Annotated in this window: 23 protein-coding genes; 13 read left to right on the top strand and 10 right to left on the bottom strand. The window is 30.9% G+C overall.

Annotation, left to right across the window (positions count from 1 at the left end; genetic code table 11):
- Nucleotide 1 precedes the first annotated feature (1 nt).
- From BMX42_RS10580 to BMX42_RS10565, 4 genes are all read right to left on the bottom strand, one after another.
- A complete protein-coding gene (locus tag BMX42_RS10580) occupies nucleotides 2–853 on the bottom strand; it encodes an N-acetylglucosamine kinase (protein ID WP_091313595.1) in 852 nt (283 codons plus the stop codon).
- An 86-nt stretch (nucleotides 854–939) separates the two neighbouring features.
- Complete coding sequence (gene gap, locus BMX42_RS10575) at nucleotides 940–1,950, bottom strand: type I glyceraldehyde-3-phosphate dehydrogenase (protein WP_091313592.1); 1,011 nt, start codon at nucleotides 1,948–1,950, stop codon at nucleotides 940–942.
- A 133-nt stretch (nucleotides 1,951–2,083) separates the two neighbouring features.
- A complete protein-coding gene (gene pfkA / locus BMX42_RS10570) occupies nucleotides 2,084–3,070 on the bottom strand; it encodes a 6-phosphofructokinase (RefSeq protein WP_091313589.1) in 987 nt (328 codons plus the stop codon).
- A gap of 128 nt (nucleotides 3,071–3,198) precedes the next feature.
- Entirely contained in the window at nucleotides 3,199–7,689 is a 4,491-nt protein-coding gene (locus BMX42_RS10565) for a translocation/assembly module TamB domain-containing protein (protein WP_449404129.1), read from the bottom strand.
- Between the two features lie 122 nt (nucleotides 7,690–7,811).
- On the opposite strand from BMX42_RS10565, the gene tsaD reads away from it, so the two are divergent.
- The 12 genes from tsaD (at nucleotide 7,812) to BMX42_RS10505 (ending at nucleotide 16,697) form a co-directional block, all read left to right on the top strand.
- The gene (tsaD, locus tag BMX42_RS10560; RefSeq protein ID WP_091313586.1) at nucleotides 7,812–8,846 is read left to right on the top strand and encodes a tRNA (adenosine(37)-N6)-threonylcarbamoyltransferase complex transferase subunit TsaD; all 1,035 of its coding nucleotides are present in this window, start codon (nucleotides 7,812–7,814) and stop codon (nucleotides 8,844–8,846) included.
- A gap of 6 nt (nucleotides 8,847–8,852) precedes the next feature.
- Nucleotides 8,853–9,557: a 16S rRNA (uracil(1498)-N(3))-methyltransferase gene (locus tag BMX42_RS10555; protein ID WP_091313582.1), complete on the top strand. Its 705-nt coding sequence runs from the start codon at nucleotides 8,853–8,855 to the stop codon at nucleotides 9,555–9,557.
- Nucleotides 9,550–10,191, top strand: coding sequence for a DUF4159 domain-containing protein (locus BMX42_RS10550; RefSeq protein ID WP_091313580.1), 642 nt, complete (start codon nucleotides 9,550–9,552; stop codon nucleotides 10,189–10,191). The genes BMX42_RS10555 and BMX42_RS10550 overlap by 8 nt, the downstream gene beginning before the upstream one ends.
- Before the next feature lie 119 nt (nucleotides 10,192–10,310).
- Nucleotides 10,311–11,264, top strand: a complete 954-nt coding sequence (locus BMX42_RS10545; protein WP_091313577.1) for an isopenicillin N synthase family dioxygenase — start codon at nucleotides 10,311–10,313, stop codon at nucleotides 11,262–11,264.
- A 165-nt stretch (nucleotides 11,265–11,429) separates the two neighbouring features.
- A complete protein-coding gene (locus tag BMX42_RS10540) occupies nucleotides 11,430–11,828 on the top strand; it encodes a GxxExxY protein (protein WP_091313573.1) in 399 nt (132 codons plus the stop codon).
- Nucleotides 11,829–11,873: 45 nt separating this feature from the next.
- Nucleotides 11,874–12,206, top strand: a complete 333-nt coding sequence (locus tag BMX42_RS10535) for a translation initiation factor (RefSeq protein WP_091313569.1) — start codon at nucleotides 11,874–11,876, stop codon at nucleotides 12,204–12,206.
- Nucleotides 12,207–12,286: 80 nt separating this feature from the next.
- Nucleotides 12,287–13,153, top strand: coding sequence for a nucleoside phosphorylase (locus tag BMX42_RS10530; RefSeq protein WP_091313566.1), 867 nt, complete (start codon nucleotides 12,287–12,289; stop codon nucleotides 13,151–13,153).
- A 127-nt stretch (nucleotides 13,154–13,280) separates the two neighbouring features.
- The gene (locus BMX42_RS10525; protein ID WP_091313562.1) at nucleotides 13,281–13,658 is read left to right on the top strand and encodes a VOC family protein; all 378 of its coding nucleotides are present in this window, start codon (nucleotides 13,281–13,283) and stop codon (nucleotides 13,656–13,658) included.
- Nucleotides 13,658–14,173: a GNAT family N-acetyltransferase gene (locus tag BMX42_RS10520; protein ID WP_091313558.1), complete on the top strand. Its 516-nt coding sequence runs from the start codon at nucleotides 13,658–13,660 to the stop codon at nucleotides 14,171–14,173. The genes BMX42_RS10525 and BMX42_RS10520 overlap by 1 nt, the downstream gene beginning before the upstream one ends.
- Before the next feature lies 1 nt (nucleotide 14,174).
- Nucleotides 14,175–14,711 carry a GNAT family N-acetyltransferase gene (locus tag BMX42_RS10515; RefSeq protein WP_091314100.1) on the top strand — a complete coding sequence of 179 codons (537 nt, stop codon included), beginning with the start codon at nucleotides 14,175–14,177 and terminating at the stop codon, nucleotides 14,709–14,711.
- Between the two features lie 84 nt (nucleotides 14,712–14,795).
- The gene (locus BMX42_RS10510; RefSeq protein WP_091314096.1) at nucleotides 14,796–15,647 is read left to right on the top strand and encodes a substrate-binding domain-containing protein; all 852 of its coding nucleotides are present in this window, start codon (nucleotides 14,796–14,798) and stop codon (nucleotides 15,645–15,647) included.
- A gap of 429 nt (nucleotides 15,648–16,076) precedes the next feature.
- Nucleotides 16,077–16,697: a hypothetical protein gene (locus tag BMX42_RS10505; protein WP_143055640.1), complete on the top strand. Its 621-nt coding sequence runs from the start codon at nucleotides 16,077–16,079 to the stop codon at nucleotides 16,695–16,697.
- Here the strand turns inward: BMX42_RS10505 and ung are convergent.
- On the bottom strand, nucleotides 16,669–17,340 hold the full coding sequence (ung, locus tag BMX42_RS10500; protein WP_091313551.1) for a uracil-DNA glycosylase: 672 nt from the start codon (nucleotides 17,338–17,340) through the stop codon (nucleotides 16,669–16,671). The genes BMX42_RS10505 and ung overlap by 29 nt on opposite strands.
- 67 nt (nucleotides 17,341–17,407) lie before the next feature.
- Between ung and BMX42_RS10495 the strand changes: the two genes are divergently transcribed.
- Nucleotides 17,408–19,573 (top strand): endonuclease MutS2, encoded by a 2,166-nt coding sequence (locus tag BMX42_RS10495; RefSeq protein ID WP_091313548.1) that lies wholly within the window; start codon nucleotides 17,408–17,410, stop codon nucleotides 19,571–19,573.
- A gap of 8 nt (nucleotides 19,574–19,581) precedes the next feature.
- Here BMX42_RS10495 and BMX42_RS10490 read toward each other — a convergent pair whose 3' ends face one another.
- From BMX42_RS10490 to hisIE, 5 genes are all read right to left on the bottom strand, one after another.
- Nucleotides 19,582–20,247: a DUF2461 domain-containing protein gene (locus tag BMX42_RS10490; protein WP_091313545.1), complete on the bottom strand. Its 666-nt coding sequence runs from the start codon at nucleotides 20,245–20,247 to the stop codon at nucleotides 19,582–19,584.
- A 1-nt stretch (nucleotide 20,248) separates the two neighbouring features.
- Entirely contained in the window at nucleotides 20,249–20,806 is a 558-nt protein-coding gene (locus BMX42_RS10485; protein ID WP_091313543.1) for a hypothetical protein, read from the bottom strand.
- A gap of 14 nt (nucleotides 20,807–20,820) precedes the next feature.
- Nucleotides 20,821–21,834 carry a dipeptide epimerase gene (locus BMX42_RS10480; RefSeq protein ID WP_091314094.1) on the bottom strand — a complete coding sequence of 338 codons (1,014 nt, stop codon included), beginning with the start codon at nucleotides 21,832–21,834 and terminating at the stop codon, nucleotides 20,821–20,823.
- A 134-nt stretch (nucleotides 21,835–21,968) separates the two neighbouring features.
- Nucleotides 21,969–22,364 carry an acyl-CoA thioesterase gene (locus BMX42_RS10475; protein ID WP_091313540.1) on the bottom strand — a complete coding sequence of 132 codons (396 nt, stop codon included), beginning with the start codon at nucleotides 22,362–22,364 and terminating at the stop codon, nucleotides 21,969–21,971.
- A gap of 77 nt (nucleotides 22,365–22,441) precedes the next feature.
- Complete coding sequence (gene hisIE / locus BMX42_RS10470; RefSeq protein ID WP_091313536.1) at nucleotides 22,442–23,038, bottom strand: bifunctional phosphoribosyl-AMP cyclohydrolase/phosphoribosyl-ATP diphosphatase HisIE; 597 nt, start codon at nucleotides 23,036–23,038, stop codon at nucleotides 22,442–22,444.
- Between the last annotated feature and the right edge of the window lie 28 nt (nucleotides 23,039–23,066).

Raw genomic sequence — 23,066 nt, 5'->3', positions numbered from 1 at the left:
TTTAATTATTCGCTATATGAAATTCAATTAAACCGTCAATTGGTCGTCGCAAAACATTCCCGATTGTGATTCCGTATTCGTTTAATACAGCTTCTAATTCATCTTTTAAATAAAACGCAATCGAACCAATAAAATGAACCGGAACTTCTTTATGATTTTCAAATTGCATGATGTAACATTCTACAAAAGCAACCATTTCTTCACGAATGAACTTTTGACAAATTTCCTCATCTTTATTTTTAATTAAAAACTCGGCAAACGTTGCTAAATAAGCATTTGGGTTTGGTTCTTTATAGAAATTTTGCTTCAGTACATCTGCATCTAAATCGTATTCTTTTTCAAAACTCTCTGCTAAATGTTTTGGCATTTGATTGAAATAATACGCTCGAATTAAATGACGCCCAAAACGATTTCCACTACAATCATCCATGGCAATATAACCTAAAGATTGCACTTTCTGATGTAAAACATGTCCGTCAAAATAACTACAATTTGAACCTGTTCCTAAAATACAAACAATGGCTTTTTCATTCTTAGGTGTAGTGGCAAAAACAGCAGCATACGTATCTTCATGAACTGAAATTGCTGCGTTTGTGAAATATTCTTTAAAGATATTTGAAAGAAAGATTTTCATTCTATCCGTTCCACAACCTGCTCCGTAGAAAAACAAATGTGACGCTTTATCTTTATTTTGTGAAATATCGAATTTATCGTTTAAACGAGTAATTATCTCTTCTTTTGTTAGTACTTCTGGGTTTAAACCTAAAGATTGTGTGGTAAATAATACTTTTCCGTTATCATCAATGGCAATCCAATCGGCTTTTGTGGAACCGCTGTCTACAAGTAATTTCATTTTTATTTTGTTATGAGTTATGAGTTTTTTGTTATGGGATGTGAAAATAACACTTTAAACTCATAACCCAAAACTCCTAACAATTTTTATTTTACAGAATTGATATGAACCGCCAAATCGATTAATTTACTTGAATAACCGTATTCGTTATCATACCAAGAAACCAATTTGAAAAACGTTGAATTTAAACCAATTCCCGCTTTTGAATCGACAATTGAAGTATGTGTATTAGATACAAAATCTTGAGAAACTACATCATCTTCTGTATAACCTAAAATGCCTTTCATTGAAGTTTCTGAAGCATTTTTAAGCACTTTCATAATTTCTTCATAAGTAGTTTCTTTAGCCAATTTCACTGTTAAATCAACTACAGAAACATCGGCAACTGGAACTCTCATTGACATTCCTGTTAATTTTCCTTTCAATTCTGGAATTACTTTGGTAACCGCAACGGCTGCACCAGTTGAAGACGGAATAATATTTAATAATGCCGAACGACCACCACGGAAATCTCTTTTAGAAGGTCCGTCAACCGTTAATTGTGTGGCTGTTGTAGCGTGAATAGTTGTCATTAATCCTTCTACAATTCCGAAATTATCATGAATAACTTTTGCTAATGGCGCTAAACTATTTGTAGTACAAGATGCATTTGAAACAATAGTATCTGCAGGGGTAACTTTTTCGTGATTCACACCCATTACAAACATTGGTGCATCTGCTGAAGGAGCAGAAATCACTACTTTCTTAGCACCACCTTTAATATGGGCATTAGCCGTTTCTAATGTGGTGAAAATTCCTGTACATTCTGCTACGACATCTACATCAACGTCTACATCATCCCATTTAATTAAGGTGGGATCTTTTTCAGCTGTAACACGAATATGTTTATCGTTCACATATAATTTTCCGTCCTTTACTTCTACTTTTCCATCAAAACGTCCGTGTACCGAATCGTATTTTAATAAATAAGCTAAATGTTCTACCTCTAATAAATCATTGATAGCAACTACTTCTACATTTTCTCTGTTGTATGTTTCTCTGAAAACAATTCTTCCAATTCTACCGAAACCGTTTATTCCTAATTTTACTGTTGACATATTTTTTAAACTTTAGGCTTTAAGCAATAAGCTTTAGGCGAATATTAATATTTTTTATTTAACTTTTCTAATGTTGCTTTCGAATACCTCAAGCAACTGTTGACTGAGGTTCTCGAAGTCACTTGGCTCATATTTATGAAGAAACGATATCTGAAACTTTTACCAATTCCATATCAATTTCACTTTGTCCTTTAATAGCTTGTTCTAATGGAGTTAAAGCGATTTTATCTTGCAAAATTCCAACCATATAATTTGATTTTCCTTCTAATAAACTTTCTACAGCTTTTACACCTAAACGCGAAGCTAAAACTCTATCAAAACAAGATGGTGAACCACCACGTTGTATATGTCCTAAAACAGAAACACGCACATCATATTCTGGCATATTTTCTTCTACGTAATCTTTTAGTTCGAATACATTTTTACCAATTTTATCACCTTCTGAAACTACTACAATACTTGATGCTTTTCCAGATTCTTTACTTCTTTTTAAAGATTCTAACAATCTCTCTAATCCGAAATCTTCTTCCGGTATTAGAATTTCTTCTGCTCCTGCTCCAATTCCTGCGTTCAATGCAATATGACCCGCATCTCTTCCCATTACTTCCACAAAAAATAATCGGTTATGAGAATTAGCAGTATCTCTAATTTTATCAATCGCATCAATGACAGTATTTAGCGCTGTATCATATCCTAAAGTATGACTTGTTCCGAAAATATCATTATCAATAGTACCTGGAATTCCAATTACTGAAAACCCGAATTCCTCATTGAAGATTTCTGCTCCAGTGAAAGTTCCATCACCACCAATAACTACTAACGAATCTACTCCGTTTGCTTTTAAATTATCATGGGCTTTTTTTCTTCCTTCAACCGTCATGAAATCTTTAGATCGAGCTGTTTTTAAAATCGTTCCACCTTTATTAATGATGTTTTTTACATCCCGTGGTCCCATGGCTTTAAAATCTCCTTCAATCATACCTTGATAACCACGATAAATTCCAACACATTCCACATTATAATAAGCACAAGCACGAACAACGGCTCTGATAGCTGCATTCATCCCTGGAGAATCTCCACCTGATGTTAAAACTCCAATTTTTTTAATTGTTGATGACATATTCAAAATTATATTATTGTAAATTTAGCAAAGGAAATTACATATTATGCTAAAAAATCACTTATTTTCTAGTATAAAAATGGTTTCAAACGTTTTCGTTAATAAATTTTTCTAGTGTTTAACAGAAATTAATGAATATCATTAATATCTGGAACTCTGTTTTTAGGATCGACTTTTTTCTCTTCTTTGATTTGTCGTCTTCTGGTTTCTTCAATAAAATTGATAAACTCAGGATTAGTTTCAGAATCTTCAGATTCATCCACAGGATTATTAGAATTCGCTTTAGATTTTTGAGATTTAAATAATTTATGAAGTAATTCTTTAAAATCGTCAAAATCGACACTATAAGACAAACCAATACCTTGTGTATAGCCAATATTTTGACCAATAGTATTAGAATTTAAGTCATTTTCTTTATTGAAAACATGTGCAGTTAATGTTCCATCTGTATTCAGTTTCATAACAACTTCTACATTCCCGACAACATAAGATTGATTCACACCACCAACTGGAACTCCAACATTACCATTTATACTAATCTTTTCACTAATTTGTGTTGTTAGAGTCACTAAGGCTCTATCTGAGATTTCTTGTTGTCTATTTCCTAGTTGATAATTTACACCTAATTGCAATTTGTTTTCACCGTCTGATAATACATCACCAAAAATACTATTTGCCTTTTCAAATAATGAACCAAAATAATTGGTATTATTTGGCGAGATAAATCCACCCGTTGCTAATAAGGCGAAAGCTTGTTGTTGTCTGAAATCTTTATCTTGTAATTTATAATCCAAATCACTTTTTAATACAGAACTTACATTTGGAAAACTAATATTGAAATCAGATTGAGGCGCATCTAATTCACCAGTGATACCAATGGTTACTTGAGTTGGAATTTTTGTATTAAAACTAGAATTTTCTAATAAAATATTAGGATTAGCTTGAGTCGAATAAACTGCTTCTAAATTTAGTTTGGCTCCCATTGGATCGCCATCCCAGTCAATTGTTCCTCCTTTTTTTACTGTGAATTTTTTATCTATAAAACTTCCATATCTGAAAAAATATTCTCCTTTATCCACAATGAAATTACCATCCATTTGGAATTTACCCAAAGTATTAATACTCATAAACATAGAACCATTTCCGCTTCCTTTCATAGAATGCCCAGTTTCTCTGTTTAAGATTACTTCGATTTCAGTGTTTGGTGTGATATTAAAATCGAAATTTAAATCAATTCCTCTGTAGGTTTTTGTTTGCTTATTATCAGAATTTTTTATTCCATATTTTTCTTCAGGTGTAGTGAAATGAACCACACCATTATCGCTCACACTTTCAGAATCATTTACAGGAATTTTAATTGAAGTTCCTCTTGCACTTTCTCCTTGAGCATTGATAACTAATGCTTCAACTGGCCCCTCAATTGTGGCAAAGCCATCAAAATAAGCTTTTCCATAATAATACGCATCATCAGAATCTTTAGTGTCTAAAACCAATAATCTGTCTGATGCAATTTTTAAATCCATTTCCCAATCAGCAAATTTATCATGCGAAATGGTTCCACTTAAAATACCGTTAGTTTCTTTTTTAACATCTGAAATTTCAATATTTCTGAAAATAAACTTTTCTTCGGTTAAATCAATAATTGAATTTTTCTCAAAATCGTAATCCACATTTAAATAAGGCACACGCATTCCAGCATTAGCTAAATATAAAATACCATCCACCTCAGGATTATCAAAAGGACCAACTATATGTGCTCTACCCGAAGCGAAACCACGAACATTATCTAAAATTCCTTTTAAGAAGCCACCAATTGGTTTAATATTAAAGCTTTCAAAACCAGCATCAAGATTTAAAATAGTTTTATTATTGATCATTTCAACAAAACCAGTTGTGTAAAAGGTTTCTTCACCTTCGTGTGAAATGCTTGCATTAACATCAAACTTCTTGAAGCTTTCATCACCTTCAACATCTAATTTTAAATCCCCAACTGGAATGTCATTCACCACTAAACTATCAATAGTTAAATTCGTTGAAGGCTCGTAAATTAAATTATCCTGTTTGTATTTTAACTCCCCATTTAATCTTCCGCCTAAATCTAAATTCTCTATATCAGGTGTAACTTTAGAAATATCAACATCATTAAAAGTAAAGTTTAAATCTTTGAAAGTACTTCCTCGCATTTCCCCATTAAAATCGATAAATTGTTCGTTATGAGATAAGGTTAGTTGATTGAAATTAAAGTTTTTAAAGCCTTTATCAAAAACAACAGTATTACCTTTCGTTTCTTTTTCATTAATATACCATTGGTAATTTTTGAAAGTGATATCCGATTTTTTGAATCCAATAACTGATTGTTTATTTTCATCAATTGTGTGATATAAATTCAAATCGAACTTATCTTCACCTTTTTCGCCACCTTTAAACTCGGTTCTAGCAAATAAAGTGTCATTTAACGTTAAATTAATCAAGCTAAACTCAGAAACTTTATATTTTTTAGTATTTATACTATCTAACTCTATATAAGCATTATATAAAGGATTTTTATTGTCGATATCAATTTTAATTCCACTAAATTTATTCTCATAAGCGTTTACAAATGGTGATTTAAAATCGAATTGAAACAAACCTTCATCTGCATTGATTTTTCCTTTTACACGCGTGTTTTCCGCAATAGAAACATCTGGATAAAAAACTTCTAAAATTTTATTGTAAATCGTAAAATCGAAATCTAAAAACTGATTTTTAGATAATTTATGTGGCGAATAATTGGCATATAAACTACCAACAGCGTTCTCTAAAATTTTTCTGATTTGTTTGGTTTGATATTTTCCAACAATTTGTCCATCAACCATATCTGATGAGTTCAACGTAATTGTTCTTACATTATCACTATCAAAAGAGGAAGTAATATAAGCGTTATCAAAAGAATAATCTGCTTTTTGATTCTTATAAGAAATGTTTTCTAATTCCACAACTCCAGCTAAATCTTCTAGAGTATTACCTTTGGCTTTCATTCTAATATTACCCGAGAAAATTGATTTTGAATCTTTTGTATACAAATTTGTTTTTTTCAAATCCGCATATTCAATTTTTGCATCAAAATCGTATTCTTTTTGTCTTTTACTCAAATCGACTAAACCATCGAAAGTCATTTTCAAATTTGGATCTTTACTATTAAGAGAACCTTTAAAATATGGCATTTTCATAGTTCCGTTTACATCAACATTTCTATAAGTGTAACCGTTATATTTAAACTGCCCAACATTTCCTTTTAATTTTGTGTTCAAATACTTTTTAGAAAACCCAGTTCCGTCAATGTCTAAAACCACAGAAGTTCTTCCTAAATCTTTCTCGTCTAAGAAAGCACCTAAATCGAAATTATCTAATTCAAACTTTCCATCATATGTCGCTCTGTCGATATCATCAATTTTGTCCATTTTAAAATCGCCAATCACATGACCTAATTTCGAAAACAAATCCACATCAGCAATCACCCATTTTTGAGTTAATTCCACATCACCTTTTAAATCAACACGACCAAGTTTTTGCAATTGTTTAGGTAAATTTTTTCCCAAAAGATTTGGTAAAACCTTACTTACACTCGCTTGGCTAGCAGTTAATCTATCGAAACTACCTTTCATGTAAAATTTTTGATCGCCTTTTCCGAAAAGATTTTTCAATTGAAGATTACCCACAACTTCATTATCATTTAAATCGTTGAATTTTAAATTATTGAATTTCAAATTATTTAAAGTTCCTAAAATATGTGAATCAATATAGAATTTTTGATTTTTTCCAAATTCTGGATAAAAGAAATTTAAATCGTTACTCGATATTTTCCCCTCTTTGATGTCTAAATCGAAAATTACTTTATTATTGAAATCTTTGAAGTCTTTTCTATCGTAACGTAATTCGGTTCTTCCTTTAAACGAAGAATTTTCCGTTTCTAATTCTAATTCGTTTAATAAAATATTCTTTTTGGTATAGGTAAAATCAGAAGTTAAGTTTTTCATAACCAAACCTCGATGATCTTTGAACGACATTTTATAAACATAAGAATAAACACTAGAGCCTTTTACGAAAAAGTCATCTAATTGTCCGTTAAGTTCTGTGAAATCTAATAATTTTGGCTTTTCTAAGTTTTCATCAATGTATCTAAAACGGCTATTTTGTAACGCAATAGAATTGATTTTTAATCTGAATTTCCCTGAAGATGGTTTTCCTGATTTATCATCAAAAGCAGCCACAAATTTATCCAAATTCGTGTCTTTTTCACCTTTATATTGTCTGATTTTTAGATTCAAACCATCGGCTTGTAAATCGCCAAAATAAGGATGACCGTTATCAAATAGCTTTTTGTAACTTATGATTGTGGTATTGATTCTTTTGAAATAAAATAAAGTATCGTTGTGATGGTCTCTAGCTAAAATGCCTTTCATTTTAACACCACCAAAAGGGTTAATCGCCACTTTTTCAACTGTAATATCTACTCCGTAATCTTTCTTTAATTGATCCGTTGCGTATTGTCCAAGTTTAGTTTGTACGACAGGTAATGCTAATAGTATGGCTACTATAAGCAACAAAAGTAAGATTCCAATTATGGAACGAACAAATATTTTTTTTACCGATTTGATATATTATTTATTTAATTTTGTAAAACAAATCTAATTTTATTTGCTTATAGCAACAAAAATAAGCAATTTTGTAGGACATTTACAATAGTTTTATACCAAATTTCATGCCTAGTATTACAAATTCTGAAAATATTTACACTTTAGCCATAGAAAGTTCGTGCGATGATACATCTGCAGCTGTTTTATGCAATGATAAAGTGTTGTCAAATATTGTTGCTGGACAAAAAGTTCATGAAGAATATGGTGGTGTTGTACCCGAATTAGCTTCGCGTGCACACCAGCAAAATATAGTTCCCGTAGTGGAAATGGCCATCAAAAAAGCCGGAATCTCAAAAGAGAATTTAAATTGTATTGCTTTTACTCAAGGTCCGGGTCTAATGGGTTCACTTTTAGTTGGTGGAAGTTTTGCAAAATCGTTAAGTTTAGGGTTAAATATTCCTCTTATTGCTATCAATCACATGAAAGCACATATTTTGGCACATTTTATTGATGAAGACGGATATGATAAACCTACTTTTCCTTTTATAGCCTTAACAATTTCTGGTGGTCATACGCAAATTGTAAAAGTTTCTAGTTTTTTCGATATGGAAATTATTGGAGAAACGACGGATGATGCAGTTGGTGAAGCTTTTGACAAAAGTGCAAAAATATTAGGACTTCCCTATCCTGGCGGACCTTTGATTGATAAATATGCGCAGTTAGGTAATCCGAAAGCTTTTCCATTCACGAAACCAAAAGTAGATGGTTTGAATTTTAGTTTTAGCGGATTGAAAACGCAAATTTTATATTTCGTACAGAAAAAAGTAGCGGAAAATGAGAATTTTATTGTTGAAAACCTAAACGATATTTGTGCTTCAATTCAATATACGATTATCCAAATTTTAATGGATAAATTGAAACTAGCTGTAGCCGAAACAGGCATTACACAAATTACTATTGGCGGTGGAGTTTCAGCCAATTCAGGAATTAGAAATACACTAAAAGAAGCCGAAACAAAATACGGATGGAAGACTTATATTCCGAAATTTGAATACACAACAGACAACGCTGCAATGATTGGAATTGTAGGTTATTATAACTTTTTAGAAGAGAATTTCAGTACATCTGATGTCGTTTCTAAAGCAAGAATTGAATTTTAAAAAACTATGCAATTATTCTATAATTCCGAAATAAAACCTGGTGATAAAACGTTTACTTTTGACAAAGAAGAAAGTAAACATATTATTAAAGTATTACGCAAACAAGAAGGTCATAAAATTCATATTACTAATGGATTAGGTTATTTATTTATTTCTGAAATAATTTTAGGATTAGAAAAAAAATGTGAAGTAAAAATCACTGATGAACAGTTTTTTAAACCTTCAACATTTTACACACATATTGCGGTTGCTCCAACCAAAATGCACGACAGAATGGAATGGTTTTTAGAGAAAGCAACTGAAATCGGAATTCACGAAATTACGCCAATTATTTGCGAACATTCGGAAAGAAAAATTTTCAAAATTGATAGAGCTGAAAAAATTATTCAATCGGCAACAAAACAATCAAATCAATATTATTTACCGAAAATAAATGAAGCGATAACCTTATCAGAATTCATCAAAAAAAATCATGATGGACAAAAATTTATTGCACATTGTGAAGAAACGGATAAGAAATCATTCACCAAAGAAATCGAAAAAAACCAACCCGTAACGATATTAATTGGTCCGGAAGGCGATTTTTCATCAAAAGAAATTAAATTAGCACTAGAAAATAATTTTATTCCTGTAACTTTGGGAAATACTCGATTAAGAACAGAAACCGCTGCTTTAGTAGCTTGCCACACAATTGTACTAAAAAATGAATAAACTTATCGCTTTTGGAATTTTATTAGTCTGGAATTTGGGATTTTCCCAAGATATTGCTGTATTGAAATATTCTGGTGGTGGCGATTGGTATGCGAATCCTACTTCACTACCCAATTTAGTTAAGTTTTGCAATCAAAATATTAATACAAAATTAAATCCAAAAGTAAATTCTGTAGATGTTGGTAGCGCCGAGTTATTCTTGTATCCTTTCGTTCACATGACTGGACACGGAAATGTAGTTTTCAGTAATAACGACGTTCAAAACCTTAGAAATTACTTAAATGCTGGTGGTTTTCTACATATTGATGACAATTACGGAATGGATGAATATATCAGAAAAGAAATCAAAAAATTGTATCCAGATAACGCTTTAATCGAAATTCCAAAAACACATCAAATCTTTCAAGCTCCTTATTCTTTTCCAAATGGATTACCAAAAATCCACGAACACGACAATAAACAACCACAAGCTTTCGGAATTTTCATTGAAAATCGATTAGCCCTTTTATACACTTACGAATGTGATTTAGGTGATGGCTGGGAAAGTCAAGAAGTACACAATGATCCGTTGAATGTCAGAGAAAAAGCCTTAAAAATGGGCGCCAATATTCTGAATTATGTGTTTTCAAACTAATTGCATTTCCAAGTAATTTTCTTTTCAACAATTCTACATTAAAAATAAATAATTTTTTATATTTGTATAAGTAAGAATTCAACTCAATATCTGAGTTGGAAAACAAATAATTTTTTACAATGCAAAAAATTCCAAGTGTAGACTTACGTGATTTCCTGTCGGATGATCCGGCACGTAAACAAAAATTTGTAAATGAAATCGGAAAAGCATACGAAGACATAGGTTTCGTAGCATTAAAAGGTCATTTTTTAGATGACAAATTAGTTGAAAACTTATATGCTGAAGTGCGAAATTTCTTCAGTTTGCCAGTTGAAACTAAAGAAAAATATGAAATTCCAGGAATTGGAGGTCAAAGAGGTTATGTTTCTTTTGGTAAAGAACATGCTAAAGGACGTTCAGCTGGTGATTTAAAAGAGTTTTGGCATTTTGGACAATACGTTTCAGAAGGTTCAAAATACGCAGGAGAATACCCAGATAATGTAACGGTTTCTGAATTACCTAACTTCAATAGTACTGGGAAAGAAGCTTACAAAATGATTGAAAAAACGGGTGTTTATGTGTTAAGAGCTTTAGCACTTCACCTTGGTTTAGATGAATTTTATTTTGACAAATACATTACTGACGGAAATAGTATTTTAAGACCAATTCATTACCCTCCAATTACAGATGAACCTAAAGATGGTGCCGTTCGTGCCGCTGCACATGGTGATATCAACTTGATTACTTTATTAATGGGTGCACAAGGTAAAGGTTTACAAGTTCAAAACCACGACGGAGAATGGATTGACGCCATTGCTGAACCAGACGAAATGGTAATCAATGTTGGAGATATGCTTGCACGTCATACCAATAATAAATTAAAATCAACAATACATCAAGTGGTAAATCCACCAAGAGAATTATGGGGAACTTCACGTTTTTCAATTCCGTTTTTTATGCATCCTGTAAGTGATATGAAATTAGATTGCTTACCAGAATGTATTGATGAAAATAATCCAAAATCTTTTGAAGACATTACCGCTGGTGAGTTTTTACATGAAAGATTAGTTGATTTAGGATTGATAAAGAAATAACATTTTATAAAATTCCAAAATAAAATTCCAAATTCCAAGTAAAATTGGGGTTTGGTTTTTTGTTTAAAAATTTTAAAATTATACGCCATATTAGCACGCAGATGAAACGAATTTACTTCGTAAAACGCAGATTAAAACAGATTATTCACCATAAAATTTTTATATATGCACTTATTACATAACGAATTAACTTCTTTAATTCTAAAAACTTATTATGAAGTATACAATGAGTTAGGATTCGGTTTTCTCGAAAAAGTTTATCAAAATGCTTTACTTATTGAATTAAAAAATAAAGGTTTAGACGTTGACTCTAATAGAAAAATAAAAGTTTACTATAAAGGAGAAAATGTAGGAGATTATTATGCCGATTTAATTGTAAATGATACAGTTATACTAGAATTAAAAGCTGCTGAATATATAATTGATCAATTCGAAAACCAATTACTTAATTATTTAAAAGGTACAGATTGTGAAATAGGACTTTTATTGAATTTTGGTAAAAAACCTGAATTCAGAAGAAAAATTTACGAAAACAAAAGAAAAAATAGAAAAAATCAGTTTTAATCCGCGTTTCGCTAAGGCGAATCCGCTTAATCTGCGTGCAAAAATATGGATTTACAAGACCAATTAAAAAACCTTTTCCCAGACCACGTTCCTTCTAATGAACCAGAAGAAACGGAAGAAGTTGCTCATGAATTATACGTTCAAAAAGAACCTATGATTTGCAAATATGAAAAACGAAAAGGAAAAGCGACTACAATCATTGAAGGTTATGAAGGAACCGACGAAGATTTTAAAATTCTTGCCAAAGAAATCAAAACAAAATTGAGTGTTGGTGGTAGTTTTAAAGACGGAGCTATTATTCTTCAAGGAGATTATAGAGATAAAATAATGAAAATGCTTCAAGACAAAGGTTTCAAAACCAAACGTGTTGGAGGATAAATTTGTTTCAAGTTTAATGTTTCAAGTTCAATATTAAAAAACCTGAAACTTCTAAACCTGAAACTTTAAACAAAAATAATATGATAAAATCATCAGAATTAATACTAAACCCAGATGGAAGTGTATATCACTTAAATCTTCGTCCAGAAAATATCGCTCATGATATCATCTTTGTTGGCGATCAGGAACGTGTTTCAAAAATCACACAACATTTCGATAGTATTGAATTTTCGACACAAAAAAGAGAATTCAAAACCGAAACAGGAATGTACAAAGGAAAACGTTTAACAGTTCAATCTACAGGAATTGGTCCAGATAATATTGACATCGTTTTCAATGAATTAGATGCGTTAGTAAACGTCGATTTAAAGACACGAGAAATCAAACCAAATCATACAGCTTTGAACATTGTTCGAATTGGAACTTCAGGTTCTTTACAAGCAGATATTCCAGTTGATAGTTGGGTTATGAGTAAATATGCGATTGGTTTAGATAACATGCTTCGCTCCTATTTAATTGATGAACATTCGGTTGCAGAATTAGAAGATGCTTTCATTGCACAAACAAATTGGGATTTACGCAAAGGTCGTCCAACGGTTGTGCCTTGTGCTGAAGCTCTAGAAAATAAAATCTTTTCAGATAAATTCCACAAAGGTTTCACAGGAACTGCGGGTGGATTTTATGGACCACAAGGTCGTGTTGTTCGTTTAAACATACAAGATCCGGAATTAAACAGCAAAATGGATGCTTTCAACTATAAAGGAACGCGTATGACGAATTTAGAAATGGAAACATCTGCAATTTATGGTTTAGGGAAATTATTAGGTCATAATTGTTTGTCGCTAAACGCTATAATCGCTAACAGAGCGGTTGGTGAATTTAGTTCCAACCCAGAAAATACAGTCAATGAGCTTATTGCTTATACTTTGGATAAATTAATTGGATAATATTGGTACGCAGATTTCACAGATTTACTTCGTAAAGCGCAGATAAAAAAACAGATTTTGAAAATCCGTAAAATCAGCATTTCACTTTAGAGAATTCGTTTTATCATCGTGCAATAAATTAAATAACATGAAATTTCGATTTGCCAGACATACCAATAATTTAGAAAAACTTAAATCATTTTATACAACTGTTTTGGGTTTAGAAGTTCTTGGAAGTTTTGAAAACCATGCTACTTATGATGGTGTTTTTCTTGGAAAACAAAACTTGAATTGGTATTTAGAATTCACTCAATCTGATGAAATAGTTGAATTTAACTTTAATGAAGATGATATTTTAGTGTTTTATCCTGAAACTTTAGTTGAATATGATTCATTAATTGAAAACATCAATAAAAACAGAATAAATTTTACAACATCAAAAAATCCATATTGGAATCAAAACGGAAAAATGGTTTTAGATCCAGATGGATATCGAATTATCATATCAAATTTAAAAGTAAAATAATGAATCCAATTTTTGAAACAGAGCGTCTTTTATTTCGTCCATTAGAATTATCTGATGTTGATGCTTTTTTTGAAATGAATGACAATCCTAATGTCAATAAGTTTTTACGAAACCCCGTTACAACTAAAATTGAAGCAGGAAATTATATTCAAAAAATTATTGATGAATATAACAAAAACGGAATTAGTAGATTTGCTGTATTTCTTAGAGAAAATAACAAATTAATCGGCTTTTCTGGATTAAAATATAGAAGTCAAGAAGAAAACAATCACATCAACTTTTATGATTTAGGTTATCGATTTTCGGAAGAACATTGGAACAAAGGTTATGCCACTGAAGCTGCTTTATTTTGGTTAAATTACGGATTTAATGAAAAGAATTTGTCCGAAATTTACGCTTCCGCTGTAAGTGAAAATGTAGCTTCAAATAATCTTCTAAAAAAATTATGCTTTAAAATGACCAATCAGTATTACGTAAATAATTTACTTCATAGCTGGTATAAAATTGAAAAATAATATGATTACAACTACTATAGAAACAGAACGCCTTTTACTTCGACCATTAGAATTATCTGATGCTGAAGACATGTTTGCAATGGATAAAAATCCAAACGTACACATCTATTTATGGAAAAAACCATACCAATCAATTGACGAATCAATAAAAAATATTGAATATATTCAAAAACAATATATCGATAACAACATCGGTCGTTTTGCAACAATTTTAAAAGAAACAGGTGAATTTATTGGTTGGACAGGAATCAAATTTGTGACTGAAGAACCCGAAAACGGAAATATTAATTTTTACGATTATGGATATCGTTTAAATGAAAAATTCTGGAACAAAGGTTATGCTTCAGAAGCAACAAAAGCCTGGTTAGATTATGGATTCAATGTAATGAAAATTGAAAAAATGAATGCATATGTTCATGCTGAAAATGGTGCTTCCAATCATATTTTAGAAAAACATGGTATGCAATTTATTGAAGATTATCTTGATAAAGATGGCGTAAAATGGAACTGGTGGCAAATGGAAAATCCTTTTTTATAGAAATTAGTAAAAAGTAATTAGAATATAAAAATAATTTAGTGACTTAGTCTCGTCTTTTGGAACGAGATGGCAAAACAAAACAAAATGAAACAAGTAAAAATTGCAGGAGTACCAGAACATTTCAATTTGCCATGGCATATGTGTATTGAAAACGGCGAATTCAATGAAGCGGGGATCGATTTACAATGGACAGATGTTCCAGAAGGAACGGGAAAAATGTGTCAAATGCTTCGTGATAACGAAACGGATATTGCCATTATTTTAACGGAAGGAATCATTAAGGATTTAACAGAAAATCCACACAGCTCTATTGTGCAAATTTTCGTAAAATCACCTTTAATTTGGGGAATTCACGTAGATGGAAAAGCTAATTATAATACTATTTCCGATTTGGAAAACACCGTTTCTGCTATTAGTCGATTAGGTTCTGGTTCACATTTGATGAGCATTGTTAATGCACAAAAAAATGATTGGGAAACAAACGACATTCAATTTGAAATCGTCAACAACTTAGATGGTGCCATTGCTAGTCTTTCCGAAGGAAAATCAGATTATTTCATGTGGGAAAAATATACCACAAAACCTTTGGTAGATAACGGGACTTTCAAACGTGTTGGAGAATGCCCTACTCCTTGGCCTTGTTTCGTAATTGCGGTTAGAAATGAATTTTTAAATGAAAACAAATCTGTTGTTCGATTGATTTTAGATATCATTAACGCCACAACTGAAGAATTCAAACAGATTCCAAGTATCGATAGAACTTTAGCTACAAGATATCATCAAAAATTAGAGGATATTCAGCAATGGTTGACACAAACGCAATGGAGTCAGAAAAATTTGGATGAAAAAACATTCGATAAAGTTCAAAATAAACTTTCAGAACTAAATATTATTACTAAAAAAGCCGATTTTAACCAAATTGTAAAAAAAACATAAAAATGCAATCAAATTAAGTTCTTGCTACAATTTTAACTACTTTTGAATTCAATAAAAAATTCGAATTCTCGTTATAAAAAAATGACATTTTCTCTGAAATCTTTATTCGATAAAATTTCCGTTTGGCTTATAAATAATAAGCTCAGAGAAAATGTCAGTATTATAACTTTAGCCTTTTTAATTAGTATTCCCATCTTTATATTTTTTAGAAGTAATATCTATTATTTTGATGCGAAAATACCAATTGACAAGATTTTAATTTTTTTAGCCTTGTTATCTCTATTTGTTTTCATCTTAAAGCAATTCAGAAAGAAGATAGCTTATTCCATATCTGTTTATCTTTTGGTATTTGCAATATCTTCTATTAAAGGGAATTACACACTTTTTCAAGTTATAAATGCCTATAAAATTATCTTCTACAGCGATCAAATGCAACAAGAAGAAAAAATTGTAGAACAAAAAACATTAAAACCATTTCCTAATAAAAATAGAGTTTTTGAAAGTGTGGATTATTTGAATCCGAAAGTCAGAAATTTTGCCTTATTTGCAGTAAATAAGTACTTTACAAAAACTCCAAACTATGTTGCAAACAGAAAATTAATTCAATATTTTGCTGTCTTTAAAGAAATTAACAGACGTTGGAATTATGTTAACGATCCAAAAGGTCAAGAATATTTTGCCAAAGGAAGTGAAAGTTTACTTTATTTTTCTGGCGATTGCGACGATCATGCGATTTTAATGTGCTCTGCAATAGAATCAATTGGCGGAAGTATGCGATTAATTCATACGGGAAGACATATGTATCCTGAATTATTAATTGGAACCGAAAAAGATTTAGAAATCGCAACGTATTTAATCAGTAAAGAACTCTTTGTAAAAGAATCTAAAGGTAAAACCATCTATTTTCATAGAGATGATAAAGGAAAAATTTGGCTGAATTTAGATTACACCGCACGTTATCCAGGCGGACCATTTTTAGGGGAAGAAGTGTTAAGTATTTTAGATTTACAAGAACAAGAACTTACCAATCAATCTGGGTTTTTCCAATAATTTTTAGATAGTCATTAGCTTGACTAAAATGCTTGTTTCCAAACCAAAAACCTCTATTAGCGCTCAATGGCGATGGGTGACCACTCTCTAAAACCAAATGCTTTTCACGATTGATTTTCAATCCTTTTTTCTGTGCGAAACTTCCCCAAAGCATAAAAACAACATTCTCACAATTTTCTGAAATAAAATTGATTAAATTATCTGTAAAGACGTTCCATTTCAAGTGTTTATGACTATTGGCTTCGTCTTTTCTTACCGATAAACCTGCATTTAAAAGCAAAATTCCTTGTTCTGCCCAACGATCTAAATTTCCGTTTGTTGGCAAAAATATTGAATCAAAATCGGAATTAATTTCAGCAAAAATGTTTTTTAAAGAAGGTGGAATTTTCACACCATCATTGACAGAGAAACACAAGCCATTTGCTTCACCATCACCATGATATGGATCTTGACCGATAATAACCACTTTTAAATCTTCTAATTTACATTTCTCAAAAGCATGAAATATTAATTCCTTTGGAGGAAAACAAACTGAATTAGCGTATTCATTTTCAACATCTTGCATTAATTTTACAAAATATTCTTTCTGAGTTTCTGCATCAAAAAAAGGTTTCCAAGAAAAATCAATATTTTTATAAAGCATATTTATAGTTTTTACAAATATAAAAACTTTATCTTTTGTAACTTTGCGAATATACTAGAATTACAGAATGATTTCAATTACAGAAAAAACACTAAAAGATTTAGAATTTCATACCATTTTACAAACCATTTCTGACCGATGTAATACAGAAATTGGAATGGAAAAAGCACTTCAAATTCAGCCATTTAAAAACAAAGAAATATTGTTTTCAGAATTGGCGTACACGAATGAATATGTTTCTTCTTTTACGAATAATAATGCCTTACCAAATCATGGTTTTGAAACGGTAAGCAACGACTTGAAATTATTAGCCATTGAAGATAGTTTTTTAGAATTAGCTGCGATTAAAAAAATATTAGATTTAACCAAATCTACCAATGAATACTTGAAGTTTTTAAAGAAATTTAAAGACTATTATCCCGAATTATTCCAGAAATCAGCTGAAATTGAATTTACACTTTTCGTATCGAAATCTATTGAAGAAATTGTTAATAAATATGGTGAAATTAAAGATGACGCTTCACCAGATTTAGTCAATATCCGAAGAAGTATTAATGTAGTTCGTGGTAAAATCAACCAAAGTTTTGGAATGGCATTATCGCACTACAATTCTTTAGGATATTTAGACGATATTAAGGAAACTGTTGTTGATAATCGTAGAGTTTTAGCGGTTCAAGCGATGTATCGAAAGAAAGTCAAAGGTTCAATTTTAGGAAATTCTAAAACTGGAAGTATTGCCTATATTGAACCAGAAACAACCTTAAAATATTCTCGAGAATTAAACAATTTAGAGTTTGAAGAGCGAGAAGAAATTATGCGGATTTTACGCGTACTTTCGGCTACAATTAGACCATATGCGAACTTAATTTCTCAATATCAAGATTTCCTTTCCGATATTGATGTGATTGCGGCAAAAGCCAAATATGCGAATACAATTGGTGGAATTCTTCCAAAAATTAATAACGAAAAACGTTTGTTTTTTAGAGAAGCCTTCCATCCTATTTTGCTTTTAAATAACAAAGCAGAAAAAAAACCAACGTATCCGCAAACTATTGAATTAGAAAGCAATAACCGAATTATTGTAATTTCTGGTCCGAATGCTGGTGGAAAAACTATTTCCTTAAAAACCATAGGTTTACTGCAATTGATGTTGCAATGTGGAATGCTAATTCCAGTTCATGAACGAAGCGAAACGTTTCTATTTGATAGAATTCTAACAGATATTGGTGACAATCAATCTATTGAAAATCATTTGAGCACGTACAGTTATCGTTTAAAGAACATGAATTATTTCTTGAAGAAATGTAACGATAAAACCTTGTTTTTAATTGACGAATTTGGTACGGGTTCTGATCCAGAATTAGGTGGTGCTTTAGCTGAAATTTTCTTAGAAGAGTTTTATGATCGTGAAGCGTACGGAATTATTACAACGCATTACACCAATTTAAAAATATTAGCGAACGAATTGCCTTTTGCCAGCAATGCCAACATGTTATTCGATGAAAAATCACTGGAACCGATGTATAAATTACATTTAGGTCAGCCAGGGAGTTCATTTACGTTTGAAGTGGCGCAGAAAAACGGCATTCCGTACGGATTAATTAATCGTGCGAAAAAGAAAATTGAAGGTACGAAAGTCAGATTTGATAAAACCATTGCGACTTTACAAAAAGAGCGTTCGAAAATGGAAAAAACTTCTGTTTCCTTGAAAGAAGAAGAAACCAAAGCGCGTGAAGAAAGCAAGAAAATGGAATCTATCAATAGTAAAATTCAAGATAAATTAGAACGTTATCAAGAATTGTATGATGCGAATCAGCGTTTGATTTACATGGGTCAAAAAATTGATGATATTGCTGAGAAATACTTCAACAACAAAGACAAAAAGACCTTAATTGGTGAATTTTTGAAAGTCGTTGAAATTGAAAATTCGAAACGTAAAAAAATATCTGCTAAAGAAAAAAAAATCAAAGAAGTTGTTGAAAAACAAGTGATTGAAGAAATCAAAGTTAAGGTTGAAGAAATTCGTATCGAGAAAAAAGAAAAGAAAATTAAAGCCAAATTAGTTCCTGAAAAACCTTTTGTAGTTTTAAAAGTAGGTGACAGAGTTCGCATGAAAGACGGAAAAGCCATTGGAACTATAGAAAAAATTGAGAAAAACAAAGTTTCTGTCAACTATGGAATTTTCATGTCGAAAGCGAATTTAGACGATTTGGAATATGTTCAGCCAGCTTAATCTTTCAATTAGTAAAGGCTTTCCCCATTTAAATCGGTCGTTAACACATCACTCATGTAATTGAAAAACGGTCGCATTGCTGCAAAAGTAGCGATAACTTCGTCTTTAAAATTTGGAGATAAGACTTCTTTATTCGAAAATTTTCTTCTGACCACAAATTGTTTTTTTCTAATTAAATCGATGTCAGGATGTGTTTTATCAAAGTTTTTTGGAGCCGTTTTCAGCCCTTCACCTTCTAAAGTTCCGAAGAATTTTTCGAAAGTTGGATTAGCAATAATTTCTCGTAAATCGGAAGCATCTAATTCTATTTCTTTACGGATTCGTAATAAATCTTCGTTATTAGGTTCCCAAAATCCACCACCTACAAAACTGGCATTATTTTCAATATGCAAATACATTCCGCCTCGAAGCATTGGTTTTGTTCTATCAAAACTGACAGAAAAATTACTTTTATATGGTGTTTTGTCTTTAGAAAAACGAACATCTCTATAAATTCGATGCATTTGCATTTTTTCAATACTATCCATTTTTTCTAAATCTACCAGAACTTCTGTGAAAAAGGCTTTTACCAGTTTATTTTCGGTATCAAAACGTTTTTTGTTTTCGGTAAACCAATCGCGGTTATTGTTTTTGGCAAGTAAATCTAAAAATTCGAAGGCAGTAGATGAAATCATATTAAAAACTTATTTTAAAATTATCAAGCAAATTAATTATTAGTAGCGCTATTACAAAAATCAGGCAAAATTTAGCTTCATTTTTATAGATCATATTTCTTGGTTTTTTAAATAATCTTATTAAAAAAACAATTACATATATGAAAACAATAATGAATGCAAAAAAATTTATTAAAAAGACAAAAATTGAATCTATTGAATTTTCATCATTCCATCTTGTCCAAAATAATGGTTTTAAGTCATTTTCATTTTTAAACTTCTCTGATTCATCAAATGTATCAAAAAAAATTACTTTAGAATTTATTTCATTCACAAAAAAGTATTCTAACTGTGATGATTCATTCAAATGTTCACCTATAATAAAATCATTATAAAAATACCATCTTGTTAAATTATCAATTTTAATATCTTCCTTATTGATTGACAATGAAATACCATCTTGTTGATAATCGTTAAAAACATTTCCTTTTGAGGTTACAAATTGCCAATCTGCCAAACCAACAATTGCAAATGATTTACTAAAAATTAAGAAAGTGAATACTATAAATATCTTTTTCATTTTATAATTTATTATTAACGAATTAACTTCGCTCCTGTTCCATTTTCTTTACTATAAATTGTTTTTCCAAAATCTATAGAAACGCCAGTTGCGATGTCTTTTTCCAATAATAACGCGCCGTCCATATCTACATAATCTAAAAAGGGCAACAAATGTGCAATTGCAGAAATTCCTATAGTAGATTCTGTCATGCAACCAACCATCGTTTTCAATCCTAATGATTTAGCTTCATGAATCATTCGTAACGCTGATGTAATTCCTCCACATTTCATCAATTTGATATTCACACCGTGAAAATAGTTATGACATTTTAAAACATCTTCTTCTTCAATACAACTTTCATCAGCAATTATCGGTAAAACCGAATGTTTAAAAACTTCGGCATGACCTAAATAATCATCCGCTTTTAAAGGTTGTTCGATAAATTCTACACCTAAATCTTTTAAAACAATTGAGTTTTTGATTGTTTCTTCGACTGTCCAACCGCAATTTGCATCGACACGGAAAATGGCCTTGGTTGTTGCACGTAGCGCTTTTACAATTTCGATATCGTTCGGAGTTCCTAATTTGATTTTATAAATCGGCCAAGGCATTTCCTTCATTTTTAGAAGCATTTCGTCAATCGTAGAAATTCCAATCGTATAATTCGTCAACGGATTTTTATCAATTGATAAATTCCATAATTCGTATAGTTTTTTTTCTTTTTTTCGAGCAAATAAATCGTGAAAAGCAATATCTAAAGCACATAACGCGAACCGATTGTGCAATAAAAGTGGATTTAATGTATTCCAAAATTCTTCTGGAGAAAGGTTTCCTGATTTTTCAATTATCGGAATGATTTTAGTAATATCTGCCGCAATTTTGTATGTGTCTAATTCGTAATAGGCGTTTTCAGTTGCTTCACCAAAACCAGAAATTCCATCGCTAATTAATTCTACGATTAACGTTGGTTTTATATCGAAAGATAAACGAGAAATTTTAAAATTGTGTTTTAATTTTAAGTCGTAATGATGAAGTTTTACTTGCATATTTGATTGGATTTTAAACATATAAGTCATATAAGTTAAACTTGAATTGGCTTAAATTTTCTTACTATTTAAGTGCAATATAAGTTAACTTAACGAAGGAAAGAAAAACTTAAATGACTTATATGGTTAAATATTTATATAGAATTCCCTAACCTATCTTCAATATATTCAATTTGCGTTTTTCCGTGAGGTTTCGATTTTCCTTCTTCGTCCAAATTTACCATCGTAATATTATCAATCGTGATGATTTTTTCGCGAGTCATCATGTTTCGAACTTCACATTTTAACACTAAAGAAGAAGTTCCAAATTTCACTACATCAATACCAATTTCTACGATATCACCTTGTTTTGCAGCACTCATGAAGTTAATTTCACTCATGTATTTCGTAACTACTTTCGGATTTTCCAATTGTACAATCGAATACAAAGCCGCTTCTTCATCAATCCAAGCCAATAATTGCCCACCAAATAATGTTCCGTTTGCGTTTAAATCTTCGGGTTTTACCCATTTTCTTGTATGAAATCTCATAATCCTAATTTTTATTAAAAGTAAAAAAAATCATGTAAGTAAAATAGTGTTTTTATATTGTTTTATTGATAACTGTATTATTTTTCTCTATTTTTCAAAACTTCCACTACATCATTCAATTTAAAACCTTTGGCTTGCAGTAAAATAAGGTAATGAAACAGTAAATCGGCACTTTCCGATAAGAATAAATCATCGTTATTATCTTTGGCTTCAATGACCACTTCAACGGCTTCCTCACCTACTTTTTGAGCTATTTTATTGATCCCTTTTTCGAACAAAGATGCCACATAACTTTTTTCTGAAGTCGCGTTATCTTTTCGTTCTTGAATGGTGTTTTCTAATTTCGAAAGAAAACCATAATCTGAATAGTTTCCTTCTTGCCAACACGTATCAGAACCTGTGTGACATGTTGGTCCAACTGGATTGGCTTTGATTAACAATGTGTCGTTATCACAATCGTTTTTAACAGAAACTAAGTTTAAAAAGTTACCACTTTCTTCGCCTTTTGTCCATAATCTGTTCTTAGAACGACTAAAAAAGGTTACTTTCTGAGTTTTTAAAGTTCTATCTAAAGCTTCCTGATTCATATAACCTAACATCAAAACTGTTTTGGTTTCATTGTCTTGTATGATTGCTGGAATTAATCCGTTGTTTTTTGTAAAGTCAATTCTCATTATATTTTATTTTTTTTAAACACAGATT

The organism is Flavobacterium terrigena, from assembly GCF_900108955.1.
Taxonomy (GTDB): domain Bacteria; phylum Bacteroidota; class Bacteroidia; order Flavobacteriales; family Flavobacteriaceae; genus Flavobacterium; species Flavobacterium terrigena.
This window is presented reverse-complemented; position numbering and strand designations above follow the sequence as displayed.